Origin of the sequence: Parasaccharibacter apium (assembly GCF_002917995.1) — a bacterium.
GTDB classification, from domain to species: domain Bacteria; phylum Pseudomonadota; class Alphaproteobacteria; order Acetobacterales; family Acetobacteraceae; genus Bombella; species Bombella apis.
Genome location: NZ_LMYH01000003.1, coordinates 254,592 through 268,974, shown reverse-complemented (window position 1 = coordinate 268,974; position 14,383 = coordinate 254,592). Strand labels below are relative to the sequence as shown.

13 protein-coding genes and 1 tRNA gene are annotated in these 14,383 nt (G+C 59.0%); 8 read left to right on the top strand and 6 right to left on the bottom strand.

Translation table 11 applies throughout. The features are described from left to right. Nucleotides 1-17 precede the first annotated feature (17 nt). From hpnJ to ASO19_RS01920, 3 genes are all read right to left on the bottom strand, one after another. Complete coding sequence (gene hpnJ, locus ASO19_RS01930) at nucleotides 18-1,442, bottom strand: hopanoid biosynthesis associated radical SAM protein HpnJ (RefSeq protein WP_043558074.1); 1,425 nt, start codon at nucleotides 1,440-1,442, stop codon at nucleotides 18-20. A gap of 83 nt (nucleotides 1,443-1,525) precedes the next feature. Beyond that, nucleotides 1,526-2,701 carry a bacteriohopanetetrol glucosamine biosynthesis glycosyltransferase HpnI gene (gene hpnI / locus ASO19_RS01925; RefSeq protein ID WP_103765264.1) on the bottom strand — a complete coding sequence of 392 codons (1,176 nt, stop codon included), beginning with the start codon at nucleotides 2,699-2,701 and terminating at the stop codon, nucleotides 1,526-1,528. A gap of 172 nt (nucleotides 2,702-2,873) precedes the next feature. Next, nucleotides 2,874-3,530, bottom strand: coding sequence for an ABC transporter substrate-binding protein (locus ASO19_RS01920; RefSeq protein WP_181005180.1), 657 nt, complete (start codon nucleotides 3,528-3,530; stop codon nucleotides 2,874-2,876). A 357-nt stretch (nucleotides 3,531-3,887) separates the two neighbouring features. Here ASO19_RS01920 and hpnH point away from each other — a divergent pair, with 357 nt between their 5' ends. The 6 genes from hpnH to ASO19_RS01890 all read left to right on the top strand — a co-directional run bounded on the left by hpnH (nucleotide 3,888) and on the right by ASO19_RS01890 (nucleotide 8,885). Beyond that, complete coding sequence (gene hpnH, locus ASO19_RS01915; RefSeq protein ID WP_043558082.1) at nucleotides 3,888-5,087, top strand: adenosyl-hopene transferase HpnH; 1,200 nt, start codon at nucleotides 3,888-3,890, stop codon at nucleotides 5,085-5,087. Between the two features lie 65 nt (nucleotides 5,088-5,152). Beyond that, nucleotides 5,153-6,445: a hemolysin family protein gene (locus tag ASO19_RS01910; protein ID WP_043558084.1), complete on the top strand. Its 1,293-nt coding sequence runs from the start codon at nucleotides 5,153-5,155 to the stop codon at nucleotides 6,443-6,445. A gap of 286 nt (nucleotides 6,446-6,731) precedes the next feature. Continuing rightward, nucleotides 6,732-7,145: an RNA polymerase-binding protein DksA gene (gene dksA / locus ASO19_RS01905; protein WP_043558086.1), complete on the top strand. Its 414-nt coding sequence runs from the start codon at nucleotides 6,732-6,734 to the stop codon at nucleotides 7,143-7,145. Nucleotides 7,146-7,201: 56 nt separating this feature from the next. After that, nucleotides 7,202-7,276, top strand: a tRNA-Thr gene (locus ASO19_RS01900). Nucleotides 7,277-7,369: 93 nt separating this feature from the next. After that, nucleotides 7,370-7,732: an arsenate reductase gene (locus tag ASO19_RS01895; RefSeq protein WP_043558089.1), complete on the top strand. Its 363-nt coding sequence runs from the start codon at nucleotides 7,370-7,372 to the stop codon at nucleotides 7,730-7,732. Between the two features lie 172 nt (nucleotides 7,733-7,904). Continuing rightward, on the top strand, nucleotides 7,905-8,885 hold the full coding sequence (locus tag ASO19_RS01890; protein WP_143539921.1) for a hypothetical protein: 981 nt from the start codon (nucleotides 7,905-7,907) through the stop codon (nucleotides 8,883-8,885). A 21-nt stretch (nucleotides 8,886-8,906) separates the two neighbouring features. On the opposite strand, the gene ASO19_RS01885 is transcribed toward ASO19_RS01890, so the two are convergent. Then, nucleotides 8,907-10,457 (bottom strand): glycosyltransferase family 2 protein, encoded by a 1,551-nt coding sequence (locus ASO19_RS01885; protein WP_103765263.1) that lies wholly within the window; start codon nucleotides 10,455-10,457, stop codon nucleotides 8,907-8,909. Further along, nucleotides 10,447-10,920, bottom strand: a complete 474-nt coding sequence (locus ASO19_RS01880) for a hypothetical protein (RefSeq protein WP_081562809.1) — start codon at nucleotides 10,918-10,920, stop codon at nucleotides 10,447-10,449. Before ASO19_RS01880 ends, ASO19_RS01885 begins: the two co-directional genes overlap by 11 nt. Before the next feature lie 143 nt (nucleotides 10,921-11,063). Between ASO19_RS01880 and gap the strand changes: the two genes are divergently transcribed. Further along, nucleotides 11,064-12,086 carry a type I glyceraldehyde-3-phosphate dehydrogenase gene (gap, locus tag ASO19_RS01875; protein WP_103765262.1) on the top strand — a complete coding sequence of 341 codons (1,023 nt, stop codon included), beginning with the start codon at nucleotides 11,064-11,066 and terminating at the stop codon, nucleotides 12,084-12,086. Between the two features lie 2 nt (nucleotides 12,087-12,088). Beyond that, a complete protein-coding gene (locus ASO19_RS01870; RefSeq protein ID WP_043558103.1) occupies nucleotides 12,089-13,282 on the top strand; it encodes a phosphoglycerate kinase in 1,194 nt (397 codons plus the stop codon). Between the two features lie 152 nt (nucleotides 13,283-13,434). Here the strand turns inward: ASO19_RS01870 and rpoH are convergent, their stop codons facing one another. Next, on the bottom strand, nucleotides 13,435-14,358 hold the full coding sequence (gene rpoH, locus ASO19_RS01865; RefSeq protein WP_043558106.1) for an RNA polymerase sigma factor RpoH: 924 nt from the start codon (nucleotides 14,356-14,358) through the stop codon (nucleotides 13,435-13,437). Between the last annotated feature and the right edge of the window lie 25 nt (nucleotides 14,359-14,383).

The window sequence follows — 14,383 nt, the reverse complement described above, 5'->3', positions numbered from 1 at the left end:
GTCGCTTCAGGCCAGTGTCAGGAGGAGTGACGCTGACGGAGGAACTGGAAGAATTCCACACCCTCACGCAGGCGGCGTTTGAGCATCTGTGGGTCCGTAATCATTTCCTTGACGATGGCAAAAATTTTGGAGGGGCGGAAGTAGAACTCCTTGTAGAAGGTTTCCACGCTCTTGAAGATTTCCGTATGGGAGAGATGCGGGTAATGCAGCGGGGCGATCTGCACGCCGTTCTCATCAATCAGCTCAGCTTCGTCTTCATTCAGCCAGCCATTTTCAGAGGCCTGCTTGTGCAGGAAGGTCCCCGGATAGGGAGCTGCCAGAGACACCTGCATGGTGTGCGGGTCAATCTCCTTGGCATATTCGATGGTCTCACGGATGGTTTCTTTTGTCTCACCCGGCAGGCCAACGATGAATGTTCCGTGAATCTTGATGCCCAGCTTGTGGCAGTTTTTCGTGAATTCACGGGCCGTTTCGATGCGCATGCCCTTCTTGATGTTGTGCAGGATCTGCTGGTTGCCGCTTTCATACCCGACAAGAAGCAGGCGCAGCCCATTGTCCCGCAGCACCTTCAGCGTGTCGTAAGGCACATTGGCCTTGGCATTGCAGGACCACGTCACGCCCAGCTTGCCAAGCTCCCGGGCGATGGCCTCGGCACGGGGCAGGTCATCGGTGAAGGTGTCATCATCAAAGAAGAATTCCTTCACCTGCGGGAAATATTTCATGGCAAGCCTGATCTCGGCTGCCACATGCTCCGGGCTGCGTGTGCGGTAGCGATGCCCGCCCACTGTCTGCGGCCAGAGGCAGAAGGTGCAGCGGGACTTGCACCCACGGCCCGTGTAAATGGAGATGTACGGGTGTTTCAGGTAACCGATGAAGTAATCTTCAATTCTCAGGTCACGCTTGTACACTTCCGTCACGAAAGGCAGGCTGTCCATGTCTTCAATCATGGCGCGGTCCTTGTTGGTGATGATCTCACCATTCTCATTGCGCCATGTGATGCCATCCACCTCGGCAAGGGGCTTGCCTTCGGCAATTTCCTTGATGGTGAAGTCGAATTCATTGCGGGCCACGAAGTCGATCGGGCTGCCCTGTGCAAGGCTTTCGTCAGGCTGGACAGCCACCTTGGCTCCGACCATGCCGATCTTCAGCTTCGGGTTGGTTTCCTTCAACATCTTGGCCACACGGACGTCAGACGGGAAGGACGGCGTGGAGGTGTGCATGATCACCAGATCACGATTCTTCACATCCTCAAGGATGGGGCCCATGCCCATCTTGGCCGGGGGAGCGTCGATCAGGCGTGAGCCAGGCACCATTGCTGCAGGCTGGGCCAGCCACGTGGGGTACCAGAAGGAGCGGATTTCCCGCTTTGCCTGGTAGCGTGAGCCAGCACCGCCATCAAAGCCATCAAAAGATGGGGGCTGCAGAAACAGTGTTCTCAACATGAACGGACACTCCTGATAATGTCGGGCCTGTCAACGCCGGTTTCGTTGACGGGAAAAGGGGCACACAAGGTTAATTGAGCTTGTTATAGGGACTTCGGAAGTTTTTTGCCACGGGAGATGTGCAGCGACTGTCCCCGCCAGGTCACCTGCGTGCCACGGGCGCTGCCAACCATGACAGCGGCCGACAGCCAGTCCCGGAAGATGAGATGGGGGAAAAGGCCGGGCATGGCGCAGTTTGTCAGCCGTCCGATGTGGCATGTCATGGCACTGCGGCAGAGCAGCCCCCCGCCCAGCAGTGCCCAGGAAAAAAACCGGGCTGGTGCAAAAAGGACACAGAGACTGCCCCAGAAGAGCGGCAGCTGGAGGGCGGAAAGACCATAACCGACAGGCTCCACACTGCGGACAGTCCGTCCCCAGCGCAGTTCATGCTGGAAGAGGGCCCCCAGGCCCGTTTCGGCAACGGTTGTCTGGCAGATGGTGGGTGCTAGGGCAATTCTGCCGCCATTGTGGCGGATGAGCTGCCCCAGCACGGCGTCATCAGCCACATGCTGGACAAGAGCTTCCAGTCCGCCGATGTCTTCCAGATGCTTGCGCCGCAGGGCCATGGTGGCCCCCAGGCAGTCCTGCCGCCCCATGAGGCGGGACATCATGACACCGGGAAGGAAGTTTGTATTTATGCCACATGCCCCCAGCTTGCGGACGAGCGTATTGCTGGCGGGCAGGCCTGCATAGAGGGTTGTGGCAAGCTGCACGCCGTCTTGCTGGAGTGCCCGTACGATGCTGGCCGTGTAGTCTGCGCTGACATGGATGTCGGAATCAGAAATGATCAGGACATCATGTTTACAGGCAGGAAACATGTTGATGAGATTGCCCACCTTGCGGTTGGGGCCGTGCTCTGTCTGGTCGATGACGACAGATATGTCCCGTTCGGGGTAGCGCTTCTGGAGGCGCCGGACGACGGCCAGTGCCGGGTCGTGTTCATCCTGAAGGCCGAAGACGATCTGATGGGGCGCCGGATAATCCTGCCTGAAGAAACTTTCCAGAGCCTCTTCCAGCAGCGGCTCGTCCCCGTGAAGGGGTTTCATGATGGTTACGGCTGGCAGGGTGCCATCATGGTGCAGGGGGCTCAATGTTTCATCGGGAATATGGGCTGTCCGGCGGAAACGGTGCAGCAGCCCGGTGCCGATGGCCCCCTGGAGATGCCCAGCCAGTGAAAAGATGCCGCTTACGGCAGAGGCGATCGCAAGCAGTGAGGGCATCAGCAGGAGTGTCCGCAGGAATGATGGAACTGGTGTGGAAGAGCTCCGCAGAGGGGCATCATGGTCGTCTGCCTGGCTGGCAGAACAGCTCTGCCAGCCATGTCATGACGTTTCTGATGGCCTGATACGTTGTCAGAGAGAGCTGGAAAGGAAAAAGCCATGCAATCCGGTTTTAGTCTTGTAGAAAATCATCCGCTTTCTTTGTCAGCGTACGAGCCAGGCCATTGGCGCCACTCTGGCTGAAAATGGTCTTGAAGTCGGAACGCTGGGCGGCAACCTGGCTGATATGGCCATCCAGCAGGATGTCCACGATGCGCCAGCCATTCGGGCCTTTGACCATCACATAGTCAATGGGTGTGGCTGATTCGGCGGAGTCATTCCTGTTGCCGATGGTCGTGTGGACGATGGTGCGTCCATCTTCTTCCGTAGTCTGGCTGACAGTGAAAACGGCATTCGTCCCAGGCTTGAACGTGGAGGCATAGCGGGCCACGGTGAACCGTTTGAAAGCATTGATGAGGGCACTGCGTTCATCAGCGGAGAGCTGGTCATAATGCAGGCCGACCGAACGCTTGAGGATGGCATCCATGTCGAAGGCCTGGTCAACCAGCGGGGCGATCATGGCGCTGCGCTTGCCGATGCCAGCCCCGGACTGTTCGGACTGCTCAAGTGCTTTGTAGAGGCCACTGATCGGGGCCTGTGGTGTGGCTGCCCCTGCCGGGGCGGCGGCGGGGGTGCGCCCGGCCGCATGGGCGGAGATAGGGGCGATGGCGGCGGGGACGCCTGCCAGCAAGGCCATCATGCTGATGGAAAACATAAGACAACGTTTCATGTGCATGTTCTTTCCTCCTATGTTCCTGTCCATGCAAGAGGCCATGAGACTCTTGGCACGGGGTCCCTGTAGGATGCCGCGTCACTGTGGTGAATCTGCTACAGTCGGGGCGGCAGTATAGCGCATTATCATTGAATGAACGAGTCTGTCGGCGTTATAGCGGGTGCATGTGGTGCCGGGAGCCTGTGACAACCAGGGGAGGGAGCTTCTCTTGTGCTTGCAATTCCCGGCTGCTTCTGCGAAGGAACCGGCAGGTTTCGTGGTGGGTCCCGGTCATGGAGGGATGTTCCATGGCTGGGCACGGGTGTCCTGATACCGTGATGCAGCCCCGATGGAGAGAATGATCAGAGGATTATAATGGCCGTACCATTGATGCAGGCTGTCCGAGTTGGACGGTACGTTCTCAAGCAGCACCTGACAGGACGCAAGCGCTATCCGCTGGTGCTGATGCTTGAGCCGCTGTTCCGCTGCAATCTGGCTTGCGCAGGTTGTGGCAAGATTGATTACCCCGCAAAGATCCTCAATCAGCGCATGAGCTATCAGGAGTGCATGGATGCTGATACCGAGGCGGGCGCCCCTGTGATCGCCGTGGCCGGTGGCGAGCCGCTGCTGCACAAGGAGATGCCGCAGATCATTGAAGGTCTGGTGGCCCGCAAGAAGTATGTCTATCTCTGCACCAACGCCCTTCTGCTGGAGAAGAAGATCGACGACTACAAGCCGTCTCCTTTCTTCTCATGGGATGTCCATCTGGACGGTGACCAGCAGATGCACGATTCGTCCGTCTGTCAGGAAGGCGTGTACGAGCGTGCGGTCAAGGCCATCAAGCTTGCCAAATCCAAGGGCTTCCGTGTTTCCATCAACTGCACCCTTTTTGATGGTGTGAAGCCCGAGCGTGTGGCTGCCTTTTTTGATGAGGTCATGAAGCTGGGCGTGGATGGCGTGATGACGGCTCCGGGTTACGCCTATGAGCGTGCGCCGGATCAGGAACACTTCCTGAACCGCCAGAAGACCAAGACGCTGTTCCGTGATATCTTCCGCCTTGGCAAGGGCCACAAATGGCGGTTCACGCAGTCCCCGCTGTTCCTGAACTTCCTGGCCGGGAACGAGACCTATCACTGCACGCCGTGGGGCAAGCCGCTGCGTACCGTGTTTGGCTGGCAGCGCCCCTGCTACCTGCTGGGTGAAGGCTATGCCAAGACCTTCAAGGAGCTGATGGACGACACGGCCTGGGACCAGTACGGCACAGGTGCTTATGAAAAATGCGCCGACTGCATGGTCCATTCCGGGTACGAGTCCACGGCCGTGATGGACGCGGTCCGCCGCCCGCTGCACTTCATCAAGGTGGCTCTTCAGGGACCGGAGACGGAAAAGCCGATGGCTCCGGAAATCTCTCTGGCCAACCAGCGTCCGGCCTCTTATGGCTACGATGATGAAGTGGCCCGCCAGCTTGAGCGTATCGAAGGCGAAGAAGCCAAAAGCGGCAAGAAGCCGGCTCGTGGGCCGCGTGTCCGCATCAATGGCCGTATGGAAGGCCCGGCGGCTCCGGCTGCCAAGTAAGGCACCCCTGTCTTCCTGCCCTGACTGTCCTTGTGGCATGGGGCAGATCAGGGCAGGATGGCCTCATGATGATTCCTGTCCTGACAATTGTTCTTCTGATTTTCCTTAATGGCGTTTTCGCCACGGGGGAGCTTGCGCTTATTTCGGCCAAGCGGGCCCGGCTCTCCAATCTGGCACAGAAAAAGGTTGCCGGTGCGGAGCGGGCGTTGAAGCTGGCTGAAAACCCTCAGAATTTCCTGCCGACAGTGCAGATCGGCATGACCCTTGTCTCCATTCTGGAAGGTGCCTTCGGGGGCAGCCAGCTGGAGGAGGGAGTTCAGCATTTTTTTGAACATCTGGCCATTCCACAGCCTTTTGCGGGGGAGCTGGCCATCATCAGTGTCGTGGCGGCGATCACTTTTGCCATGCTCGTCTTTGGTGAGCTTGTGCCGAAGCAGATAGCCCTGCGGCGCCCGGAAACCATTGCCATCCATCTTTCATCCACCCTGGTGGTGCTGGCCTGGTGTACGAGGCCGGTCGTCTGGCTGCTGAGCAAAACGACGGACATGGTCCTGCGGCTGATCGGCCTCGGCTCCATGCCCCGTGTGACGGTGACGGAGGAAGAGCTGAAGGCTGTCCTCCAGGAGGGGATGCAGGCCGGAATACTGGAAACGGAGGAGCGGGCCATCATCGAGCGTCTGCTCCGTCTGGCGGATCGCCCCGTCCGGGCCATCATGACTCCTCGCAACGAGCTGTTCTGGGTCGATCGCAATGCTGATGAGGAAACACTGGCCAGGAAACTGCGCCAGTCATCTTACGGGCGCATTGTGGTCTGTGATGGTGATGTGGACCATCCTGTCGGTGTCATGCTGGCCAAGGATGTGATGGACAGGCTTCTGCTGGGTCTGCCCCTGTCCGTGGACGCTGTATTGCGGACCCCGCCTGCCATTCCGGACAGTCTGACCGCACAGGGGATGATCGAGCGCCTCAAGGGGATTTCCCTCGGGATCGTGTTTGTCTTTGATGAGTATGGCTCTTTCGAAGGGATCGTGACCCCCTCTGATGTGTTCGAGGCCATTATTGGTGATGAGGCGCTGGACGTGGCCGCACAGAAAAATTCTGAATCCGGTGGCAAGGAGGAATATATCCTTGATGGCACCATGCCGATTGATGATGTCTGTGTCCGTCTGGATATCGCCGTACCACCGGATGATGGCCGTTATCATACTCTGGGAGGGGCTCTCATGGCCCTGTTGCGTCGGGTGCCTGCCAAGGGGGACAAGGTGGTTTTCTCTGGCTGGCTTTTTGAGGTGCTGGAAATGGAGCGGCGGCGTGTTCTGCGGGTCCGGGCCAGCCGTTGGGCCTTGGCGAAGAACTGAAAAATCCCCCTTAATATGCTGGGGAAAATCAGTTAACATGGATTAAATTACAAGTATAATTTTTGTAAATTCACAATGAATATCTCTTGTGAATTATATTTCATAAAATAGGGGAAGGAGGAATCTGTCAATATTCTGGGGATGACAGGGAGTATCCATTTAAAAAAAAGCGGTTCTCTGTCTTGGCGTTATCTGGTGGGGTCGATATAACCCGGGCATCCGACTTCTCTGCCCGTCTCGCTTTGGAGCGGTGAGGTGAGGGAAGCTCTGCGAGAGGGAGTTCTGCATGATCACGCTTTCACCTGACTATCGCCCTTCCGATGATGAAGAGTTCATGAATGAACGGCAGCTTGCCTATTTCCGGCAGAAGCTGCTGCATTGGCGGATGGACCTTCTCAAGGAGGCGGGGGAAACTCTGGCCAGCCTTTCCGAGGGTGGGATACGTGAGGCTGATCTGACAGACCGTGCCACCGTGGAGACGGACCGGGCTTTCGAGCTGCGGACCCGGGACCGTGCCCGCAAACTCATCATCAAGATCGACATGGCTCTGGCCCGGATTGAGGATGGTTCTTACGGTTACTGTGAGGAAACGGGTGAGCCGATAGGGCTCCAGCGTCTGGAGGCCCGTCCGATTGCCACCCTGTCGCTGGAGGCGCAGGAACGGCACGAGCGGCACGAAAAGATTTATCGGGACGACTGATTAGGGGTTGCATGGCGGGGGCGAACAGGTTAGTTAACCCGCCATGGGACAGCAGTGCTGCTGTAGCTCAGTGGTAGAGCACTCCCTTGGTAAGGGAGAGGTCGCGAGTTCAATCCTCGCCAGCAGCACCATTCTTCAGTTTTTGATGAAGCCTCTTATCTGTCTCCTGTTTTCTCCTGATAATATGATGTCTTCTGTTTCCTTGCTGGAGAGGCACGGTCATTATGGTTGATACGGTTGTCCTGTACGGGATCAAGACCTGTTCTACGGTGAAGAAGGCCATGAAGTGGCTCGAGGACCGGGGGATTCCCGTCCGCTATCATGATGTTCGCAAGGACGGGCTGACAGCTGCCCTGCTGGAAGGTTGGGTTGAGGCTGTAGGGTGGGAGAAGCTGCTCAATCGTTCCAGCCTGACATTTCGCCGTCTTGATGAGGCACAGAAGCAGGACCTGACACAAGCCCGTGCCGTGGCGCTGATGCTGGAGCATCCAACCCTGGTGCGTCGCCCCGTGCTTGAGAGCGGAAAGACCGTTACGGTGGGGTTCCGGCCCGAGCTTTATGAAGGGCTGTTCGCTCCGACAGCCTGACCATGGTTTTTCAGGCATGCAGGGAAGGCTCTTCGCCGTTCCGTTCATGAGATGATAGAGAAGGCTCCAGTTTCGGGGCCTTTATTTTTGAGAAGGAGGTGCAGTTATGGAGGTGTTTTCACGGCGGTCCTCTGTGGCTCCTTCGGTGAGGCCGGAAAAGGGTTTTCCTGTCATGGCGCCCGAGCAGGTACAGCTCCTGTTCCGACGCCGCCTTTCGGAGATATGCGCCCGTTTTGAAGACTGGCAGATGCCCGTTACTGTCAGAGGGGTGATTGGGGAGGTGCGGCCGGACCATTGGCGCCGTCGGGAAAGTACGCCCCTGCTGGATGAAAAGACGGGCACGGCCATTCTGCTGGACATCTCCCCTTCCCTGCTGGAGGGAGACGGGCTTCATGCGGGAGAACGTGTGCGTGTCTGCGGCCTGTTGAGGGCGCATCTGCATCAGGGACAGGTCATGCCCCGTTTTGAGGTTCTGGCCGTCGGGCGGGATGCAGAAGAGAAGGCCGACAGGCAGCGGGAAGAGCTGTTGCAGTTTCTGCGAGGGACGCCGCCCCAGCGGCGCAGCTTTCCAACCCGTGAAGGGGCGCGGATGCTGCTGCTGGGTATTGGTGTCGGGGTGGACCGGCTGAAGAGCATGGAGCAGGCCCTTGGTGGTTTCTGGACAGAACGGAACGTGACATTCCGTGCCGTGCAGGGTGATGGGGCAGCGGGTCAGTCTCTGCATGGGGTGGAAGAGGATATCGTTTTTCTGGTCATTGCCGGTGCACAGGCGGTGGAGACGGAGTCCGCCATGTTCATGAAGGCGCTGCTGCACTGTCCGGCCTATCGTGTTCTGGTCTATGATGCCGCAGCAGATGATGGGCTGCCTTCTGCCATTCTGCCGCATATGGTCGACTGTTTTTTCCGGACGACTGTGGAGGCGGCGACCTTCATAAGGCAGCAGAGCAGCGTGGTGCGGCAGCATCAGGATGAAGAGCGGGCACATCAGGAAGAGCTGGCAGCCTTGCGGGCCAGTCTTGCTGCCCTGGCAGAGCGTCCCGGGGAGACCAGTTCCCCATCACCACTTTTTCTGTTTCTGGCAGGGCTGTGTCTCGGCGGGGGGCTGGTTGCAGCCAGCCTGTGGGGCCTGCACCATCTTTTTCAGGGGGGCTGAGCCCCCCTTTCCTGTGGGGCCTCAGGGCAGGAATTCAGGCCGGGGCCGTAATGGAAGAAATTCCCCCAGCATGGGAGCCAGATTGTGCAAATGTTGAGCAGAATCCGGAGATAGCAGAAGCAGTGCCCGTGCCAGGTCATGTGGTGGAAGGCCGGGGTGCCCGGCAAGCCATGTGAGCAGCCCGTGCACGCTCAGGCCCTCCGGCTCATCAACGGGGGGTAGCGGTGTGAAGAGGCAGGCAGGCGCTGTGCTGGTCGGTATCAGCTCCAGCGGCATGTTGGCATGGCCTGTTTCGTGTGGCAGATGGATGGCCTGCCTCTGTGTGTTGAAGGTGATGCGCAGGCTGGCCATGCCAAACGGGCAGGGTGCATCTCCAAGTGTGAAGGATGACCTGTCCTGCTCATGGAGAGTGAGAAGATGCGGAGTGCTCTTCAGCCAGAATCCGATGAGTGGTTCGTGGTGGTCCGACTGGTCCCCCGTCAGGAGTCTGCCCTCAGGGAAGCGGAGAAGGACGGTCTGTCCGGCTTCATAGCGGGCTGAAAACTGGTTGTTCAGCAGCAGGCCACTCTGGGTGGAGGGGCGTATCCGCTCGTACTGGAAGGTTCCGTGCTGCACAAGGTCCCGGATGCCCAGTGCTGTGGCATCTTCCTGATAATGCAGACGTGCTTCTTCAAGCTGCGGCTCCACGAGCTTCTGCAAACGGGAGAGCCCCGCCTTCAGTGTGCTTTCCCGCATCCGGTTGGAGAGCACGCGCATGGCCCGGAGGTCACGTTCCTGTGGAGGGGTGACCTGCTCGTTGCGGTTGTAGTGGGCCCGCATGGGTGGAGGCAGTTCGTCCTCACCATGGGCCAGTGCGCAGATGTAATGCTGGATGCAGCCACCGGCCCAGGGTTTTTCTGGAAGGGTTTCCCTGTCGGGCTGGTAGGGCTCTCCATCTGCCCGGATGATCTGCTCCGGCAGCAGGCCCAGCATATGCGCATCGGTCAGTCTGGCTGGGGTGGGCAGCTGGTCCAGCCGGGCCATGAGCCGGACGAACCGGTGATCGGCAAAAGAGGGCATGGCGTGCCAGAGATGGTTGGCCACCACATGCCCCGGAGGAGGCTGAACATGCCCGGCGCTGCCATAAATCCGCCAATGTATGGCCATGGCAGCGATTTCATCCGTGGATGGGGGGAACAGGCGTGCCAGTTCGCGAGTAGGAGACAGATATTCATCCGCATCCAGAATGATGATCCAGTCCTCTACGGGAATGGTGTCGCCCTCCGCTTCCTCCTGGACGTCCCGAGGCATGTTCTGGGTGATCTGCCGGAGGTGGGTGATGGCCTGCCGGGTCAGCTCAAGGCGCCGTCCTTCCGGGCTCAGCTCTTCCCGGAGCTCCACCGGGTGCCATGAGAGGGGCCAGTCCTGCTGGAGACTCTGGACAATCTGCCGCACATTATCAAAAGCGCCAGCATCAATGATGGCGATATGCTCAATCCCGAGGGCCAGGTGCCATGCCAGCCACCCCGGCAGGGTATGGTCTGCCTGCTTGAGAAGGACGGCACATGTGAGACGGGGGTGCCTATCGGACATAAATACGGACCATGTTGTTCTGGACGGTCGGGCTGGAGCCGACTTTCATCTCCAGCTGGATGGGGCGGGCACCGGCTGCCAGAACATGGCTGGCGACCGGGTTGACGAGCGTCTCTGTCAGCTGCTGGAGGGACTGCCTCTCGGCCTCAGGCGTCTGCTGCATGGGAGCCATGCCCTGGATGATGAACAGAATGTTGCTCTTGCGGCCCAGTGCAAGTTTGGTGGCTTTCTCCACCGCTGGCCCGTAATCCCGTTCTGGCGTGCCGCCAGCAATCTGGAGAAAGGCCGGTTTTTCCGGGGCGGGAGCAGGCAGGGCCGGGGTGGCCGTTCTGGGAGGCCTGCCAGCCTGCGCATCGAACGTGCGTTGATCGATGGGATTGCAGCCGCAGAGGGACGCCGTCAGCAGAAGCAGGGCAGTGGAGCGGAATCGCAGAAGAGAGCGGGGGACAGAGAGAGCCATCATAAAACAACAGGTTACAGGAAGCCGGGCATGACGCAAGAGGGAAGCAGGGCTGCTTCAAAAACTTCATTTTCCCTCTGTTGCTCTCTGGCAGTGGTGCTATGGATAAGGAGTCCTTTAGCTACCAATTACGGAGGAAGCGACCAATGGCCGTTAAAATTGCAATCAACGGGTTCGGACGTATCGGGCGTCTGGTTCTTCGTGGCATCATCGAAAGCGGGCGCACTGACGTCGAGCCGGTTCTGATCAACGATCTCGGCTCCGTGGAGGCCAACGCTCACCTTCTGAAGTACGATACCGTTCATGGTCGTCTGCCGGCTGAGGTCGAGGTCGTCAATGGTGATCTGCTCATCAAGACCCACCAGGGCCGCACCATCGGTCCGATCAAGGTGACAGCCCAGCGCAACCCGGAAGAGATTCCGCTCCAGGGTGTTGATGTGGCCATGGAATGCACAGGCCTCTTCACGGCCCGTGACAAGGCTTCTGCCCTGCTGAAGGCTGGTGCCAAGCATGTGCTGGTTTCTGCTCCGGGCAAGGATGCCGACGCCACGATCGTGTACGGCGTGAACAACGACGCCCTGAAGCCGGGCATGCAGATCGTCTCCAACGCTTCCTGCACGACGAACTGTCTCTCCCCGGTTGCTTCCGTGCTGGATGAAAAGTTCGGCATCGAGCGTGGTTACATGGTGACCGTCCACTCCTACACAGGTGACCAGCGCACCATCGACACGCTGCACAAGGATCCCCGTCGTGCCCGTGCCGCTGCTGTCAACATCATTCCGACATCCACGGGTGCTGCCCGTGCCGTTGGTCTGGTTCTGCCGCAGCTCAAGGGCAAGCTGGACGGCACGGCCATCCGCGTGCCGACGCCGAACGTCTCCCTCGTCTCCCTGGACTTCGTGCCGAAGCGCAAGCCGTCCTCCGTCGAGGAAGTCAACGAGGCCATCCGTGAGGCTTCCGAAGGCCGCCTGAAGGGCATCCTCGGCTACAACACGGAGCCGCTGGTGAGCCATGACTTCAACCACGTTCCGTTCTCCTCCACCTTTGATGCCACGCAGACAGCGCTGGTTGATGGTGGTGAGCTGGTCCGTATCTGTGCCTGGTACGACAATGAGTGGGGCTTCTCCAACCGTATGTCCGACACGGCATCTCTGTTCGGGAAACTCTGATCATGGCTTTTCGCACGCTTGATAAGGCGGAGGTACGTGGCAAACGCGTACTTCTCCGCGCTGACCTGAATGTCCCCATGCATGAGGGTGCCATTACCGATACGACCCGTATCGAGCGTGTGCTGCCGACCATCCGTGAGCTGACTGAGAAGGGGGCCAAGGTCATCCTTCTCAGCCACTTCGACCGGCCCAAGGGCAAGGTCGTTCCCGAGATGTCGCTGGCACCGGTTGGCAAACGTCTGGGTGAGCTGCTTGGCCGCCCGGTCGCCTTCGCTGCGGACTGCGTGGGCCCCAAGGCCAAAGAGGCTGTGGATGCGCTGAAGGATGGCGGGGTTCTCCTGCTGGAGAATACACGTTTCCACGCTGAGGAAGAGAAGAACGATCCCGAATTCTCCAAGGCACTGGCTGCCAACGGGGATATCTATGTGGATGATGCTTTCTCTGCTGCCCACCGTGCCCATGCTTCCACAGAGGGCGTGGCCCATCTGCTGCCGGCCTATGCTGGTCGCCTGATGGAAGCTGAGCTGAAGGCTCTTTCCGCTGCGCTGGAAAGCCCGAAGCGCCCTGTCGGCGCCGTGATTGGCGGGTCCAAGATTTCCACGAAGCTGGACCTGATCGGCAACGTGCTGGACAAGGTGGATGTTCTGTTCATTGGTGGGGCCATGGCCAACACCTTCCTCGCTGCTGAAGGCGTGAAGGTTGGCAAGTCCCTCCAGGAATCCGACATGCATGAGACGGCTCGCAAGATTGCCGCCCGCGCCAAGGAAAAAGGCTGCAAGCTGGTCCTGCCGGTGGATGCCGTCGTGGCCCGTGAGTTCAAGGCAGGTGCCGCCTCCGAGGTTGTGCCGGTGGACAAGGTGCCGGAAGACACCATGATCCTTGATGCTGGCCCGAAGACAGCTGAGCTGATCTCCAAACATCTTGCTGACCTGAAGACTCTTGTCTGGAACGGTCCGCTGGGTGCTTTCGAGATCGAGCCTTTCGACAAGGCAACCGTGGAAGTGGCCCGTGCCGCTGCCAAGCTGACCGAAGAAGGCAAGCTGCTGACAGTGGCTGGCGGTGGTGACACCGTTTCTGCCCTGCGTCACGCTGGCGTGGCTGACCGTATGAGCTATGTCTCCACGGCTGGCGGTGCCTTCCTCGAATGGCTGGAGGGTAAGACCCTTCCGGGTGTTGAGGTGCTGCGCGCCAAGTAAGATCGGTTTCGCTGGTTTTACGGAAGAGGCGGTGTCCTTCGGGACGCCGCCTTTTTTGTGTCTACTGTTTCTTCCTGTTGCATGAAAAAACGCAGCCAGGGTATGGCCCCGCTGCGTTCTGTTCAGTGCAGTTCTGAAGGAGGAGGTGGGGATCAGGCTTTGACTTTTTCGGCCACCTCTTCTTCGGAGAAGCCCTGTTCCCTGCGGCGTTCCTTGACGGCGGAGGCCATGGCTTTCTGCAATTTTTCCATGGCACGGGCTTCAATCTGACGGATGCGCTCACGGGAGACACCGTAATGATGGGAGAGTTCTTCCAGCGTGGAGGGGTCTTCCTTCAGGCGGCGTTCTGTCAGAATGTGGCGCTCACGGTCATTGAGCGTCTGCATGGCTTCGGCAAGCAGAGCCTTGCGCCCGCTCATGTCCTCGCTTTCGGCCAGTGTATCTTCCTGATTCTCGTTCTGGTCCACAAGCCAGTCCTGCCATTCCTGCTCGCCATCTGCACGGAGCGGGGCGTTCAGGCTATGGTCAGGTGCCGTAAGGCGGCGGTTCATGGAGATGACATCCTGCTCCGGCACGCCCAGTGTTTTGGCAATATGATCAATCTGCTCTGGCTGCAGGTCGCCTTCCTCATAAGCCTGCATCTGCCCTTTCAGGCGGCGGAGGTTGAAGAAGAGCTTCTTCTGGGCAGCGGTCGTGCCCATTTTCACCAGAGACCAGCTGTGCAGGATGTACTCCTGAATGGCTGCCCTGATCCACCACATGGCATAGGTCGCCAGCCGGAAGCCTCGCTCCGGGTCAAAACGGCGGACAGCCTGCATCATGCCGATATTGCCCTCGCTGATCAGTTCGCTGACAGGCAGGCCATAGCCCCGGTAACTCATGGCAATCTTGGCAACAAGGCGCAGGTGGGATGTTACCAGTTCATGAGCCGCCGTGCTGTCGTGTTTGTCACGCCAGCGGCGGGCAAGAGCGAGTTCCTGCTCGGAGGTGAGAAGGGGGAACCGCCGGATTTCCTGAAGATAACGGGAAAGGTTGGTCTCCGGGCCGATGGCGGGAAGAGTTGAGGGAGACTTCATGCGACTTCGACTCCTTGCACCCGAC